Below are 14,164 nucleotides of genomic sequence, written 5' to 3'. Positions count from 1 at the left end.
CCCCACCGACCGGGGTACGGGCCGCGGTCATCCCCGGCTCGGCACGCGGCTCAGCTCGCGCCGTCGTCGTGCCAGCCGAAGCTGCGCTCCACCGCCTTGCGCCAGTTGTGGTACTCACGCTCGCGCGCTTCCGTCTCCATCGACGGCGTCCATTCGGCGTCCTGCTGCCAGTGCGCCTTCAGCTCGTCGAGGTCGTTCCAGACGCCGGTCGCGAGCCCGGCGGCGTACGCGGCCCCCAGACACGTCGTCTCGGTGATCTTCGGCCGGATCACCGGCACCCCGAGAACGTCCGCCTGATGCTGCATCAGCAGATTGTTCTTGGTCATGCCGCCGTCCACCTTCAGGGTCCGCAGCTGCACCCCGGAGTCCTGGTACATGGCGTCGACGACCTCGCGGGTCTGCCAGCTGGTCGCCTCCAGGACGGCACGCGCCAGGTGCGCCTTGGTCACGTACCGGGTGAGTCCGGTGACGACACCGCGCGCGTCGGAGCGCCAGTAGGGCGCGAAGAGGCCGGAGAACGCGGGCACGATGTACGCCCCGCCGTTGTCCTCCACGCTCGCGGCGAGAGACTCGATCTCGTCCGCGCTGCGGATGATGCCGAGCTGGTCGCGGAACCACTGCACGAGGGCGCCGGTGATCGCGATCGCCCCTTCGAGGCAGTAGACGGGCGCCTCGGAGCCGATCTTGTAGCCCATCGTGGTGAGCAGCCCGTTCTTCGAGGGAACGGGGCGGTTGCCGGTGTTGAGCAACAGGAAACTGCCGGTTCCGTACGTGTTCTTGGCCGTCCCCGTGTCGTAGCAGGCCTGCCCGAAGATGGCCGCCTGCTGGTCGCCGAGGGCGGAGGCGACCGGAACGCCGGAGAGCTGCCCGACCGCCGTGCCGTAGACCTCCGCGGATGACCTGATCTCCGGGAGGATCGCCTCGGGGACGTTCATCGCGGACAGGATCGACTGGTCCCACTGGAGGGTGGCCAGGTTCATCAGCATGGTGCGCCCGGCGTTGGTGACGTCCGTGACGTGCACGCCGCCGTCCGTGCCGCCGGTGAGGTTCCAGATCAGCCAGGAGTCGATCGTGCCGAAGGCGATCTCGCCGCGCTCGGCGCGGGCCCTGAGCCCCGGCACGTTGTCGAGCAGCCAGGCCGCCTTGGGACCGGAGAAGTAGCTCGCGAGGGGCAGTCCGGTCTGCTCCCGGAACCGGTCCTGGCCGTCCGCGCCGCCCAGTTCGTTGCAGAGGGCCGACGTCCGGGTGTCCTGCCAGACGATCGCGTTGTGCACCGGCTTGCCCGTGGCGCGGTCCCACAGGACCGTCGTCTCGCGCTGGTTGGTGATGCCGAGGGCACTGAGCTGGTCGGTGCGGAGCCCGGCCTTGGCGACCGCGCCCGTGACCACGGCCTGCACCTTCGACCAGATCTCGGCGGCGTCGTGCTCCACCCAGCCCGGCTTGGGAAAGATCTGGCGGTGCTCGCGCTGGTCGACGGCGACGATCTCGCCCCCGTGATTGAAGATGATGCAGCGGCTGGAGGTGGTGCCCTGGTCGATGGCGGCGACGAACTTCTCGGAGTTGTCCGGCATGGCTACCCCTTGAGTCAGAAGGCTGCGTTGTAGATGAGACCTGCGAGCGCTCCGCCGATCAGCGGCCCGGCCACGGGGATCCAGGCGTAACTCCAGTCGGACGTGCCCTTGTTCGGGATCGGCAGGAACGTGTGCACGATGCGCGGGCCCAGGTCACGGGCCGGGTTGATGGCATAGCCGGTGGGTCCGCCGAGCGAGAGGCCGATGCCGACGACCAGGAAGGCGACGATCAGCACGAGCGTGCCGGATTCGCCCAGGCCCTCGGTCAGGCCGAAGGCGAGGAGCGGAAGCACCAGGGCGATGGTCCCGATGATCTCGGTGAGGAGGTTGGCGACCGGGTTACGGATCTCGGGGATGGTCGAGAAGATGCCGAGGGTCGGCGTCGGCTGGTCCACCCCCGGGGCGTCGTCCTTCGTGGCGCGCCGGACGTTGGCGTTGAACTGCGCGAAGTAGACGAGATACGCGAGTACGGCACCGAGCATGGCGCCGACCATCTGTCCGAGCAGGTAGATCCAGACCTTGTCCCAGTCGCCCGTGTCGATGGCGATGCCGATCGTGACGGCGGGGTTGAGGTGGCCCCCGGAGAGCGGTGCGGCGGTGTACGCCCCCGCCATCACGCCGAAGCCCCATCCGAAGGCGATGACGATCCATCCGGAGGCTTTGGCCTTCGAATAGGTCAGAGTGACGGCGGCGCATACGCCGGCGCCGAAGAGAATGAGTATCGCGGTGCCGATGACCTCACCGACGAAGATGTCCCCATTCGAGTACATGGCGGCTCCTAGGGCCTCGCCCGGGGCGGTGGCCCCGGTACTCCGTGCTGGGTGCTTCCCACGACTACTGTCTGGCTGTGCCCGGTGACGTCAGCCGAAGGCAGGCGTGTCCCGCGCCCCGCCCGGCGTCCATGGCGAACGTGCCGTCGCAGTCGCATCGCCCAGAGGGGGATGACCCGCTGAACAGGCCCTTCGTGCAGGCCCTTTCGCGCGTACAGGGGCCCTGGATGGCGCGGAGCCGAAGTGCGGCGATGCCGACTGACACCGGAAGTGTTCACCGGGCGTGATGGAGCGTCAAGGTCGCGGACGGCAACGGTTAACCGGCGTGAGCCCTTCCTCCGCGCCGGGCCCGCGCCCACGCCCCGTGACGATCAGTGCGGGACCCCTGACGGAGCTCAGCGCACCGCGACGACCGATGATCCGTGCCCGAAGAGACCTTGGTTCGCGGTGATCCCCGCGCGCGCCCCCGCCACCTGCCTCGCCCCGGCCGTCCCCCTCAACTGCCACGTCAGTTCGCACACTTGGGCAATGGCCTGAGCCGGAACGGCCTCTCCGAAGGAGGCGAGTCCGCCACTGGGATTGACCGGTATGCGTCCGCCCGGAGCGGTCGCCCCCTCCCGCAGCAGCTTGGCCCCCTCTCCCTCGCCGCAGAGCCCCAAGTCCTCGTACCACTGCAGCTCAAGGGCGGTGGAGAGGTCGTAGACCTCCGCGAGGGAGAGCTCGTCGGGTCCGATGCCCGCTTCCTCGTACGCCGCGCGCGCGATGGAGGCGCGGAACGTCCCGTCGTCCGGTGCCACGGCGGCGGCGGAGTCCGTCGCGATGTCCGGCAGGTCAAGGACGGTGGTCGGATAGGTGGGCGTCACCGTCGACACCGCGCGGATGCGCACCGGGTCGGCCGCGCCGTGCCGTCGCGCGAAATCCATGCTGGAGAGCACGAGCGCCGCGGCTCCGTCGGAGGTCGCGCAGATGTCGAGCAGTCGCAGGGGATCGGCGACGACGGCCGACGCGGCGACTTCCTCGGCGGTGACGGTCTTGCGGTAGCGCGCGTTCGGATTGAGCGCCCCCGCCGCCGCGTTCTTCACCTTGACCAGGGCGAAGTCCTCCGGCGTGTCGCCGTGCACAGCCATCCTGCGGCGTGCGTACAGGCCGAAGTACGTGGGGTTGGTGGCACCCAGCACCCGGAACCGCAGCCAGTCCGGGTCGTCGTGCCGGTCGCCTCCCGCAGGCCGGAAGAAGCCCTTGGGCGCCGCGTCGGCCCCGACCACCAGGACGACGTCGGCGAGGCCCGCGAGGATCTGCGTACGCGCGGTGTTGATCGCCTGCGCCCCGGAAGCGCACGCCGCGTACACGCTCGCGACCCGCGCGCCCTGCCAGCCGAGCGCCTTGGCGAACGTCGCCCCGGCCACGTATCCGGGATAGCCGCCGCGCACCGTGTCCGCGCCGACGATCGAACCCACGTCGCGCCAGTCCACCCCGGCGTCGGCGAGCGCCGCGCGGGCCGCCGCCGTGCCGTACTCGATAAAACTCCGGCCCCACTTGCCCCACGGGTGCATGCCCGCGCCGAGCACCGCCACCTCGCTGGTCATGCGCCCACCCCCACCGGCCGCCAGTACCACGTCGTCCAGGTCGTCTCGGCGTCCTCGTCGAGGACACCGGGGACGACCTCCACCTCCATGCCGACCTCCAGATCGGCGACACGCACCCCCGGAGCGGCCTGGCCGAGCACCACCATCCGCTCTGCCGCGAGCTCCACAGCGATCAACGCGTAGGGCTGCCAGGGAAGTTCCGGATCGGACACATAGGGCGCCGGGGGCCGGTAGCGGCTGTCCGTGTACGACCAGACGCGGCCGCGCGGGGAGAGCGGCACCTCGTCGAGGTCACCGCCCGGGCATCCGGGATTGCGGCAGAAGCCGTCCTCGCGGGGGAAGAAGACACTGGCGCAGGCCGAGCAGCGCGTGCCCAGAAGACGGAAGTTGTCTCCCTCCCCGGCGAACCAGCCGGCCACCACGGGAGTACGCGTACGCGACAAGGCCCCTCCAGGACATCAGATCTGACGGAACGTCAGAAGTGTGCCACGGGCAACCGGATCGCGTCAGTAGCGCGGTACCCGCTACTTCCCGTGCAGCGAGCGGCGCGTCACGGGAAAGTCGAAGTAGGTGTCCGGGAAGAGCTCGGGCTTGTAGGTGAAGTGCCACCACTCCTCGGGAAGGTTCACGAAGCCGGCCTTGCCCAGCACACCCCGCAGCAGATCGCGGTTGGCGCGCTGCTTGCCGGTGATCCGGGGATCATCCGTGTGGGAGAGGGTGTCGAAACAGTCGAAGCCCGTCCCCATGTCCACGGAGTTGTCGGGGAACCGCTCGGCCTTGGGTCCGTAGCAGGGCGTGAGCGCCTCTCCGGGGATGTACGGGCGCGTGGGCAGGGCGGGCAGCTTCACCACCGTCAGATCGAGCGTCGAGCCGCGACTGTGCCCGGACTTCGCCGCGATGTAACCGTCCTCGAACAACCGCGACTTGTCGACATGGGGATAGAACTCCTCCTTCATGCGGACGTCGCCGAGATCCTCGGCCCAGTCCACGAACTGGTCGACCGCGCGCTGCGGCCGGTAGCAGTCGTACACCTTGAGGGAGTAGCCCTTGCGCAGCAGCGTGCGCTGGGCCTTGTGCAGTGCCTTCGCCGCCGGCTCGGTGAGGATGCACATCGGCTTCTTGTAGCCGTCGATCGGCACACCCACGAAGTTGTGCGGCGTGAAGTAGCGCATCTCCTGGATGATCGTCGGGTCGACGTCACGCAACGCCACGAACTCATCGGGAGCCTTGGGCTCGGGCTTGGCGTGGGCGGGGGCCGGGGCCGCGGCCACGGCGGCCAGAGCGGTGGCGGCGACGGCGAGATTCCGCAGGGCGGGGACAAGTCCTGTCATGAACCGTCCATCTATCAGGATCCGGTGCCGGAGGGAAAGACCGTCACCGGAGTGATCGGATACAGTCCGCGGCGTGTCCGTACCCCCATCGCCCCCGCCACCCCGGCCGTCCCCGCATGGTGCCAACCTCGCACCGGGCTCCCACTGTTCGAGCTGCGGGTCGCCCTACGGCGATGACCTGACCGCATGGCCCCGCACCTGCACCGCCTGCGGCACGGTCGCCTACCGCAATCCGCTGCCCGTGGCGGTCGCGCTGCAACCCGTCTACGACGACCGGGGCACCGCCCTTGTCGTCGTGACCCGGACCATCGCCCCCGCGCGCGGGGGAGTGGCCCTGCCCGGAGGGTTCATCGACGAGCGGGAGGACTGGCGGGACGCCGTCGTGCGCGAGCTCAGGGAGGAGACCGGCATCGACGCGCAGAGCCGCGACGTCCGCCTCGCCGAAGCGCTCAGCGCACCCGACGGATACCTGCTGCTCTTCGGCCTCCTGCCCGAGCGCCCGGCAGCCGAACTGCCGGACCCCGCACCGACGGACGAGACGGAAGGCTGGCACCTCCTGTACCGCCCCGCCGAACTGGCCTTCCCGCTGCACACAACCGCGGCGCGCGCCTGGTTCGAAGGGCGCTACATCTGACGCCGTCAGACGAGGCGTCCCGTGCCGCGGGACGCTACATCCGGCCCTCGGGCAGCCCCCGTACCGTCACCCGCAGCCCGACCTCCTCCGCCGCCGCCTCCTCGGCGTCCTCGGCGGCCCGGCCGTCCCGCTCGACCACCACACGCCCGTCGGCCCACCGCGTGGCGAACCGCTCTATCTCCGGCTGCTCCCACCCGTCACCCGCGTCCCTGACCACAAGACCGCCCCCCGTACGCCCCGGAGCGGGCGCCCACACCTCCAGCTCGAGCCCGCCGTCATCGCCCCGCACCGGCAGCACCGCCCCGGCCCGCGCGAACACCGGGACACGCGAAAGAGGGGCCTCGACGAGCACCCTGGCAGGCCCTTCGTAGGCTTTGCCGGTCGCCGTGTCGTACCAACGGCCCGCAGGCAGCCGCACCGTGCGGCGGACCGCCCCCGGCTCGAACACGGGCGCCACGAGAAGACAGTCGCCGAGCAGGAAAGCGTCCTCGCAGTCCCGCAGCGCCCGGTCCTCCGGACTGCCCCACCACAAGGGCCGCACGTACGGCGTCCCCGTACGCCGAGCCAGATGCGCGAGCGTCACGAAGTACGGCAGCAGCCGACGGCGTTCGACGAGCGCCACGCGCGCGTGCTCAAGCACCTCGGGACCGAACTCCCAGGGCTCCCTGCGCCCGGCCCGCAGCGCGGCATGCGTGCGGAACAGCGGCAGATACGACCCGAGCTGGAACCACCGCAGATACAGCTCGGGCGACGGACTGCCGTCGAACCCGCCTACATCAGGTCCCGAGTACGGCACACCGCACAGCCCCAGGCCGAGAACCAGCGACAGGGACGCCCGCAACCCCGGCCACCCGGTGGCCACATCCCCGGACCACGTCCCTCCGTAGCGCTGCATTCCCGCCCACCCGGAGCGCGAGAACAAGAACGGCCGCTCTTTGGGATGCAGTTCGCACAGCCCCTCGTACCCCGCGCGGGCCATCGCGAGGCCGTACACGTTGTGCGCCTCGCGGTGGTCGCCGCCGCGCCCCTCCAGGGAGTGCCGGGCCGAGCGGGGCAGCGTCGGCTCCCCGAAGGCGGCGAACGACACCGGTTCGTTCATGTCGTGCCAGAAGCCCGCGAACCCCTGGGCCAGCCGCTCCTTGTAGAGACGGCCCCACCACGCCCGCACCCGCGCGTCCGTGAAGTCCGGATACACCGACACCCCCGACCAGACGAGCCCGTGCACCGGCCGCCCAGCCGCGTCCCGCACGAAGACGTCCGTCGCCCTGCCGCTGTCGTAGACCTCGTTGCCGGGCTCCGCCTTCACCGCGGGATCGACGATCGACACCAGGCGCACGCCGTCCCCGAGCAACTCGTCCGCCAGCTGCGGCAGACGGGGATAAGTCTCCTTGTCGACGGTGAACACCTGGTGCGCTTCGTAGTGGTCTATGTCCAGATGTACGGCATCCAGCGGCAGCCCGCGCTCCCGGTAGCCCGCGACGATCCGCCGCACCTCCTGCTCACCGCCGAAGCCCCACCGCGCGTGATGGTGCCCGAGCGCCCACGCGGGAGGCAGCGCGGGCGGACCGGTGAGCGAGGCCCAGGTGTGCAGCACGCGCGCGGGGGTGCCCACCACCACCCAGCACCGCAGCGGCCCGCCGTCCATGCGCACCTCGCACGACCCCGCCCTGTCGTGCCCGGACCCCGCACCCTCCTCGCCCTCGCGCACCGCAACGGTGCCGTCCCACGTGTTGTCGTGGAACACCAGATGACAACCCGCGTCGGCCACCACGAACTGCACCGGCATGGTGATCGACAAGGGACCGTCGCCGGGCCCGAACGAGCCCCCCGGATCGGTGTTCCACAAGCGGTACGTCCCGTCCGGCAGCCGAGGCCCCCGCGCGCGTCCCCCGAGGCCGAAGAACCGCGCGTCCGCCGCCACCTGCGAACGCTGCAGCCAGTGCGCCGCACCCCCGCCGACCGGCTCCCACCAGCGAGGCGGCAGATCCCGGCGCAGCATCAGACCGCCGGGCATCCGCAGCTCCACCGCGCCGAGGCGCGAGACGACCACCGTCGCCCGCTCCGACACCACCCGCCACCCGCCCTCCTTGTCGGGCTCCAGGACGGCCCTCGGATCCGCCTCCGGACTCCCGCTGACGAGCGCGTACGACGGATCGGGCTCGGCCCCGTCCCAGCCCCAGAAGATCGCCCCGCCCGTCGTGACCCGCACCCGCAGCTCGGAACGGGCGAACCGCACCACCCCGCCCCCCGGCCCCGGCTCCACACCCGTCACCGGCCCCGGCACCCGCGCGCGCTCGGCCCCCCTGGGGGCGAGCCCGGCGGCGTCCACGCGCCGCCTGCGCCAAGAGGACCGCACCGCACGCAACCCCTGCGCCGTACCGACCAAACTGACCGCCTTCATCGAACGCACCAGGTCACGACCGTTCATGCTGCTCACCCTGCCACCGAAGAAGCCGCCCGTATGCATCGTTCAACTGCCGTTCACCTGGGGAGACGGCACATAGTCGCCGCGCCGACTGTGTGAGGCACACCCTGGTGCCGAAATCGATCACGTGGCATCGTCCCTGTCATCCGTGTCGCGCGCACAACCAGCACGCGCGCACCGCACACGCATACGACGCGCAAAGTCCGGGAGCCGACCCATGTCCTCAGCGAACCCCTCGCCGCTCTGGCAGCCCGACCAGGAACGGATCGCCGCCGCGCAGGTCACGCGTTTCCAGGCGTGGGCCGCCGAACGCCACGGAGCCCCCGCCGACGGCGGCTACGCGGCACTGCACCGCTGGTCCGTGGACGAACTGGACACGTTCTGGAAGGCCGTGACCGACTGGTTCGACGTGCGGTTCTCCACGCCCTACGCGCGCGTACTCGGCGACCGCTCGATGCCGGGCGCCGAATGGTTCCCCGAAGCCACCCTCAACTACGCCGAACACGCACTGCGCGCGGCGGAGGACCCCGCGCGCGCGGACGACCCGGCCCTCCTCCACGTCGACGAGACCCACGAACCGGCCGCCGTGACCTGGGGCGAGCTGCGCCGCCAAGTCGGCTCCCTGGCGGCAGAGCTGCGCACCCTCGGCGTGCGCCCCGGAGACCGCGTCAGCGGCTACGTCCCGAACATCCCGCAGGCCGTCGTCGCCCTCCTGGCCACCGCGGCCGTCGGCGGCGTCTGGACCTCCTGCGCCCCGGACTTCGGCGCACGCAGCGTCCTCGACCGCTTCCAGCAGGTCGAACCGGTCGTCCTGTTCACCGTCGACGGCTACCGCTACGGCGGCAAGGAGCACGACCGCCGCGACGCCGTCGCCGAACTCCGCCGCGAACTGCCCACCCTGCGCGCCGTCGTCCACATCCCTCTGCTGGGCACCGAGGCCCCCGAAGGCGCCCTGGAATGGGACGCCCTCACCGCATCGGACACGGCCCCCGTCTTCGAGCCGGTCCCCTTCGACCACCCCCTGTGGGTGCTCTACTCCTCCGGCACGACCGGCCTGCCCAAGGCCATCGTCCAGTCCCAGGGCGGCATCCTGGTCGAACACCTCAAGCAGCTGGGCCTGCACTGCGACCTGGGCCCCCAGGACCGCTTCTTCTGGTACACGTCCACCGGCTGGATGATGTGGAACTTCCTCGTCTCCGGCCTGCTCACCGGCACCACGATCATCCTGTACGACGGCAGCCCCGGATATCCCGACACCGGCGCCCAGTGGCGCATCGCCGAACGCACGAAGGCCACCCTCTTCGGCACATCGGCGGCGTACGTCATGGCCTGCCGCAAGGCGGGCGTGCACCCGGCCCGCGACTTCGACCTCTCCACCGTGAAGTGCGTCGCCACCACCGGCTCCCCGCTCCCGCCCGACGGCTTCCGCTGGCTGCACGACGAGTTCGAGGACACCCCCGGCGGCCTGTGGATGGCCTCGGTCAGCGGCGGCACGGACGTCTGCTCCTGCTTCGCCGGAGCCGTCCCCACCCTGCCCGTACACATCGGCGAGCTCCAGGCCCCCGGCCTCGGCACCGACCTCCAGGCCTGGGACCCCCAAGGCAAGCCCCTCGTCGACGAGGTCGGCGAACTCGTGGTCACCAACCCGATGCCGTCCATGCCCATCCGCTTCTGGAACGACCCGGACGGCACCCGCTACCACGACAGCTACTTCGACACCTACCCCGGCGTCTGGCGCCACGGCGACTGGATCACCGTGACCTCGCACGGCTCGGTCGTCATCCACGGCCGCTCCGACTCCACGCTCAACCGCCAGGGCGTCCGCATGGGCTCGGCCGACATCTACGAAGCCGTCGAACGCCTCCCGGAGATCCGCGAATCCCTCGTCATCGGCGTCGAACAGCCCGACGGCGGCTACTGGATGCCCCTGTTCATCCACCTCGCCCCCGGCGCCACCCTCGACGACGGACTCCGCGACCGCATCAAGCAGACGATCCGCGCCCAGCTCTCCCCGCGCCACGTCCCCGACGAGGTCATCGAGGTCCCCGGCATCCCGCACACCCTCACCGGCAAGCGCATCGAGGTCCCGGTCAAACGACTGCTCCAGGGCACCGCACTGGACAAGGCGGTCAACCCCGGCTCCGTCGACAACCTCGACCTGCTCCGCTTCTACGAGGACCTGGCCCGAACCCGCTCCTGACCTCCCGCCCGCCGCCGTTGTCAGTGCTCGCCCTTACCGTGAGTGAGCACTGATCAACGGATCGCAGGGGGAATCATGACCAGCGCGCGACACACCACCATGCGACGGGCACTACGCCGCGAAGTCGCCGGAACCATCGGCCTGTTGGCCGACGAGGACGACTTCGCGGCCATGCGCCGCTACCGCACCTTCACCTTCGAGGACCACGAGACCTACCTCCGGCAGGCCGAAGGCCTCCTCAGAACACTCGCCTCCGACGGCGGACACACCACCGTCGCCCTCTTCGACCCCGAGGAGTACGAGGAGTACTGCGCCGACACCGGCCTGAACCCCGACGCCCCGGCCAGCCGCACCCGCTTCACCGCGGAACTGGCCGCCACCGGCCCCACCGTCCCCTACGACGGCCGGCCCCTCTCCGAGCTGCTCCCCGACCTCGTCGACGAGGCCGTCCGCCAGGTCACCTGGGAGTACGCGACGATGCTCCTGGCCCGCCTCGGCACCTGCGCCGTCTGCGGCGAGGACATCGGCCGGGACGCCTTCAACCGGGCCTCGGACCTCCTTCTCCGACTTCTCGACAGCGCGGGCGGCCCCGGCACCCGCCATCTCGTCTGCAGCGTGCCCACCACCCCGGAGACCCTCCTCGCCGCACTGCACGTCGCGCAGGACAGCGAGGGCAACGCAGCACTCGACGAGACCGAAGCCCTGGAGTTCACCACGGTCCTCGCGGTCGGGATCGCCACCCGCAGCGCCGCGGGCCTGGTCATGCGCACCACCGCGGACGGCAGGCCCGACCGCGTCCAGGGATGGCGCCTGCACGGCGAGCGACTGCTGCCCCTCACGGCAGCCGAGGTCTTCGACGCCTACTGCACCGACGCGGCGTCAGGAGACCTCGTCGCCCCGGAATCCGGCGTCGACTACTGCGCCGCACCGCCCATCGGGGACGAGGAGCCCGAAGGGGGACACCGGCACTGAACACCGAAGGGGCGCCCCATCGCTGTCGGATGGAGCGCCCCTCACGGACCTGGCTTCCGGCTACTCGCCGGACAGAACCGCCTGCGCGGCCTTCCGGGCCTCCTCGGCGCTGTCCGCGGCACGAGCGGCGGACGCCGCACGCTCGCACTGCGCCAGCGTGTACTTGCCCAGCGTCGCCCGCACGTAGGGGATGGACGCCGCACCCATCGAGAGAGAGGTGACACCCAGACCGGTCAGCACACAGGCGAGCAGCGGGTCGGACGCCGCCTCACCGCACACGCCACAGCTCTTGCCCTCGGCCGCTGCCGCCTCGGCGGACAGCGCGACCAGGTCGAGCAGCGCGGGCTGCCACGGGTCCTGGAGCCGGGACACGGCGCCCACCTGACGGTCGGCGGCAAAGGCGTACTGCGCAAGGTCGTTGGTGCCGAGCGAAAGGAACTCGACCTCCTGGAGAATCGAGCGCGCCCGCAGCGCGGCCGACGGAATCTCCACCATGGCACCGAACTTGGCCTGCAGCCCCGCCTCGCGGCACGCGTCGGCGAACGCCTTGGCGTCGATGCGGTCGGCGACCATCGGCGCCATGACCTCGAGGTAGACCGGCAGCCCTTCCACGGCCTTCGCCAGCGCCGTCAGCTGCGTCCGCAGCACGTCGGGGTGATCGAGCAGCGACCGCAGACCACGCACGCCGAGCGCCGGGTTCGGCTCGTCGGCGGGCGTCAGGAAGTCGAGCGGCTTGTCGGCACCCGCGTCGAGCACACGCACGACGACGCGACCCTCGGGGAAGGCCTCGAGCACCGCGCGGTAGGCCTCGACCTGCTTCTCCTCCGACGGCGCCTTGGTGCTGTCGTCGAGGAAGAGGAACTCGGTCCGGAACAGACCGACACCCTCGGCCCCGGCCTCCACGGCCGCCGGCACGTCCGCGGGACCGCCGACGTTGGCGAGCAGCGGCACCTTGTGCCCGTCGGACGTCGCACCGGGACCGGTCGACGCGGCAAGCGCGGCCTTGCGCTCGGCAGCGGCGGCCTCGAGCTGACCGCGCTTCTCCGCGCTCGGCTCGACGAAGATCTCACCGGTGCTGCCGTCCACGGCGACAACGGTGCCCTCGGCCAGCTCGCCCGCGCCCGGCAGAGCGACGATGGCGGGCACGCCGAGCGCCCGCGCGAGAATCGCGCTGTGACTGGTCGGCCCGCCCTCCTCGGTGACGAAGCCGAGGACCAGCGTGGGGTCGAGCAGCGCCGTGTCCGCCGGAGCGAGGTCGCGCGCGATCAGGATGTAGGGCTCGTCGCTGTCCGGAACACCGGGCATCGGAACACCGAGAAGCCGGGCGACTATACGGTTGCGCACGTCGTCGAGGTCGGCGACGCGACCGGCCATGTACTCGCCGGCGCCCGCGAGCAGCTCGCGGTAGTGCGAGAACGCGTCATAGACGGCGCGTTCCGCGGAGCTGCCGACAGTGATGCGGCGGTCGACGTCCGCCATGAGCTCGGGGTCCTGGGCGATCATGGCCTGTGCCTCGAGCACGGCCTGAGCCTCACCGCCGGCCAGGTTGCCCCGTGCGTTCAGGTCGGCCGCCACAGCTTCCACCGCCTGGCGGGCGCGCCCCTGTTCGCGCTCCGCCTCATCCGCGGGAATCTGCTTGGCGGGCGGTTCGAGCACCGCCGTCCCCATGTGCCGAACCTCGCCGATCGCCACACCGTGGCTCACGCCGACGCCTCGCAGCGTTGTCTCCATTGCACCCGTCTCCGATTGAGCGACGGGCCCAGCCGCCGCGATGGATGTCCTACCTGCCGTCAGGGACGGCGATGACGTCACTTCCAGCTGAAGAGAGCGTCCCCAGCCTTTACGTCGCCATCCTCCACGAGGTCGGAGAGGGACTCGGCAGTGGCCTCGAGTGCCACGACGGGGCAGATCGGAGACTTGCCGGCCGCCTCGACGCCCGCGGGGTTCCAGCGCACGATGGACTGACCGCGCTGCACGGTGTCACCCTTGTTCACGAGCAGTTCGAAGCCCTCGCCGTTGAGCTGGACCGTGTCGATGCCCAGGTGCGTCAGGACGCCGTGCCCCTGGTCGTCGACCACCACGAAGGCGTGGGGGTGGAGCGAGACGACGATGCCGTCGACGGGCGCGACAGCCTCAGAAGGCTCGCGCGCGGGGTCGATGGCGGTGCCGGGCCCGACCATCGCGCCGGAGAACACGGGGTCCGGTACAGCGGAGAGCCCGATGGCGCGTCCGACGAGCGGGGACGTCACGGTGGTCATGGCAAGCCTCCCAGGGGGCGGAGAGTCGTAGCCGCCGTCACTGCCTGTCCGGGACGACGCACTGTGCAGAAGGGTAAGTCATAAAAAGTCCCGGTTCCGCGTGAGAGGTCCCGGATGACTGAGTAGAGGCACTGCACAAACGATTTGCGCCCGCCCAACGCCCCATGTACAGTCGGACTCCTGCCTGAGGCCAGCGACGCGATCAAGCGTGCGGACTCGGCGGCATCTATCAAGTCAGATCCTAATCCCTGGGTCAGCTTCTGCGTGCTCGCAGATGAGTGGTCAGGGAGTCGAAAAAGACCTGATAGAGTTTGGAACACAACGAAGGGAAGCGCCCGGAGGAAAGCCCGAGAGGGTGAGTACAAAGGAAGCGTCCGTTCCTTGAGAACTCAACAGCGTGCCAAAAGTCAACGCCAG

11 protein-coding genes are annotated in these 14,164 nt (G+C 70.7%); 3 read left to right on the top strand and 8 right to left on the bottom strand.

Annotated elements, in window-relative coordinates:
* Positions 1–50: 50 nt before the first annotated feature.
* The 5 genes from glpK to ABZ906_RS40870 form a co-directional block, all read right to left on the bottom strand.
* The gene (gene glpK, locus ABZ906_RS40890) at positions 51–1,571 is read right to left on the bottom strand and encodes a glycerol kinase GlpK (RefSeq protein WP_361391525.1); all 1,521 of its coding nucleotides are present in this window, start codon (positions 1,569–1,571) and stop codon (positions 51–53) included.
* 14 nt (positions 1,572–1,585) lie between these two features.
* Positions 1,586–2,341, bottom strand: coding sequence for an MIP/aquaporin family protein (locus ABZ906_RS40885; protein ID WP_361192071.1), 756 nt, complete (start codon positions 2,339–2,341; stop codon positions 1,586–1,588).
* Between the two features lie 395 nt (positions 2,342–2,736).
* The gene (locus tag ABZ906_RS40880; protein ID WP_361391522.1) at positions 2,737–3,927 is read right to left on the bottom strand and encodes a lipid-transfer protein; all 1,191 of its coding nucleotides are present in this window, start codon (positions 3,925–3,927) and stop codon (positions 2,737–2,739) included.
* The gene (locus tag ABZ906_RS40875) at positions 3,924–4,349 is read right to left on the bottom strand and encodes a zinc ribbon domain-containing protein (RefSeq protein ID WP_361391789.1); all 426 of its coding nucleotides are present in this window, start codon (positions 4,347–4,349) and stop codon (positions 3,924–3,926) included. The genes ABZ906_RS40880 and ABZ906_RS40875 overlap by 4 nt, the downstream gene beginning before the upstream one ends.
* 102 nt (positions 4,350–4,451) lie before the next feature.
* On the bottom strand, positions 4,452–5,258 hold the full coding sequence (locus tag ABZ906_RS40870; protein ID WP_361391519.1) for a M15 family metallopeptidase: 807 nt from the start codon (positions 5,256–5,258) through the stop codon (positions 4,452–4,454).
* Between the two features lie 73 nt (positions 5,259–5,331).
* On the opposite strand from ABZ906_RS40870, the gene ABZ906_RS40865 reads away from it, so the two are divergent.
* Positions 5,332–5,892: an NUDIX domain-containing protein gene (locus tag ABZ906_RS40865; protein ID WP_361391517.1), complete on the top strand. Its 561-nt coding sequence runs from the start codon at positions 5,332–5,334 to the stop codon at positions 5,890–5,892.
* 34 nt (positions 5,893–5,926) lie between these two features.
* On the opposite strand, the gene ABZ906_RS40860 is transcribed toward ABZ906_RS40865, so the two are convergent.
* Entirely contained in the window at positions 5,927–8,320 is a 2,394-nt protein-coding gene (locus ABZ906_RS40860; protein WP_361391514.1) for a glycoside hydrolase family 31 protein, read from the bottom strand.
* A 214-nt stretch (positions 8,321–8,534) separates the two neighbouring features.
* Between ABZ906_RS40860 and ABZ906_RS40855 the strand changes: the two genes are divergently transcribed.
* Positions 8,535–10,517 (top strand): acetoacetate--CoA ligase, encoded by a 1,983-nt coding sequence (locus ABZ906_RS40855; RefSeq protein WP_361391511.1) that lies wholly within the window; start codon positions 8,535–8,537, stop codon positions 10,515–10,517.
* A 75-nt stretch (positions 10,518–10,592) separates the two neighbouring features.
* The gene (locus ABZ906_RS40850; RefSeq protein ID WP_361391508.1) at positions 10,593–11,489 is read left to right on the top strand and encodes a hypothetical protein; all 897 of its coding nucleotides are present in this window, start codon (positions 10,593–10,595) and stop codon (positions 11,487–11,489) included.
* A 60-nt stretch (positions 11,490–11,549) separates the two neighbouring features.
* On the opposite strand, the gene ptsP is transcribed toward ABZ906_RS40850, so the two are convergent.
* Both ptsP and ABZ906_RS40840 read right to left on the bottom strand, forming a co-directional pair.
* A complete protein-coding gene (gene ptsP, locus ABZ906_RS40845) occupies positions 11,550–13,220 on the bottom strand; it encodes a phosphoenolpyruvate--protein phosphotransferase (RefSeq protein WP_361192050.1) in 1,671 nt (556 codons plus the stop codon).
* Positions 13,221–13,297: 77 nt separating this feature from the next.
* Positions 13,298–13,747, bottom strand: a complete 450-nt coding sequence (locus ABZ906_RS40840; RefSeq protein WP_361391505.1) for a PTS glucose transporter subunit IIA — start codon at positions 13,745–13,747, stop codon at positions 13,298–13,300.
* Between the last annotated feature and the right edge of the window lie 417 nt (positions 13,748–14,164).

Source organism: Streptomyces sp. NPDC046925, from assembly GCF_040644915.1.
In the GTDB taxonomy this organism is placed as follows: domain Bacteria; phylum Actinomycetota; class Actinomycetes; order Streptomycetales; family Streptomycetaceae; genus Streptomyces.
The sequence above is the reverse complement of the archived record's forward strand: the minus strand, read 5'-3'. Positions and strand labels throughout refer to the sequence as shown.

Coding starts and splice junctions, on each gene's coding strand:
- ABZ906_RS40850 (WP_361391508.1), top strand. CDS start 10,593: ATGACCAGCGCGCGACACACCACCATGCGACGGGCACTACGCCGCGAA.
- ABZ906_RS40870 (WP_361391519.1), bottom strand. CDS start 5,258: ATGACAGGACTTGTCCCCGCCCTGCGGAATCTCGCCGTCGCCGCCACC.
- ABZ906_RS40840 (WP_361391505.1), bottom strand. CDS start 13,747: ATGACCACCGTGACGTCCCCGCTCGTCGGACGCGCCATCGGGCTCTCC.
- ABZ906_RS40860 (WP_361391514.1), bottom strand. CDS start 8,320: ATGAACGGTCGTGACCTGGTGCGTTCGATGAAGGCGGTCAGTTTGGTC.
- glpK (WP_361391525.1), bottom strand. CDS start 1,571: ATGCCGGACAACTCCGAGAAGTTCGTCGCCGCCATCGACCAGGGCACC.
- ABZ906_RS40855 (WP_361391511.1), top strand. CDS start 8,535: ATGTCCTCAGCGAACCCCTCGCCGCTCTGGCAGCCCGACCAGGAACGG.
- ABZ906_RS40880 (WP_361391522.1), bottom strand. CDS start 3,927: ATGACCAGCGAGGTGGCGGTGCTCGGCGCGGGCATGCACCCGTGGGGC.
- ptsP (WP_361192050.1), bottom strand. CDS start 13,220: ATGGAGACAACGCTGCGAGGCGTCGGCGTGAGCCACGGTGTGGCGATC.
- ABZ906_RS40885 (WP_361192071.1), bottom strand. CDS start 2,341: ATGTACTCGAATGGGGACATCTTCGTCGGTGAGGTCATCGGCACCGCG.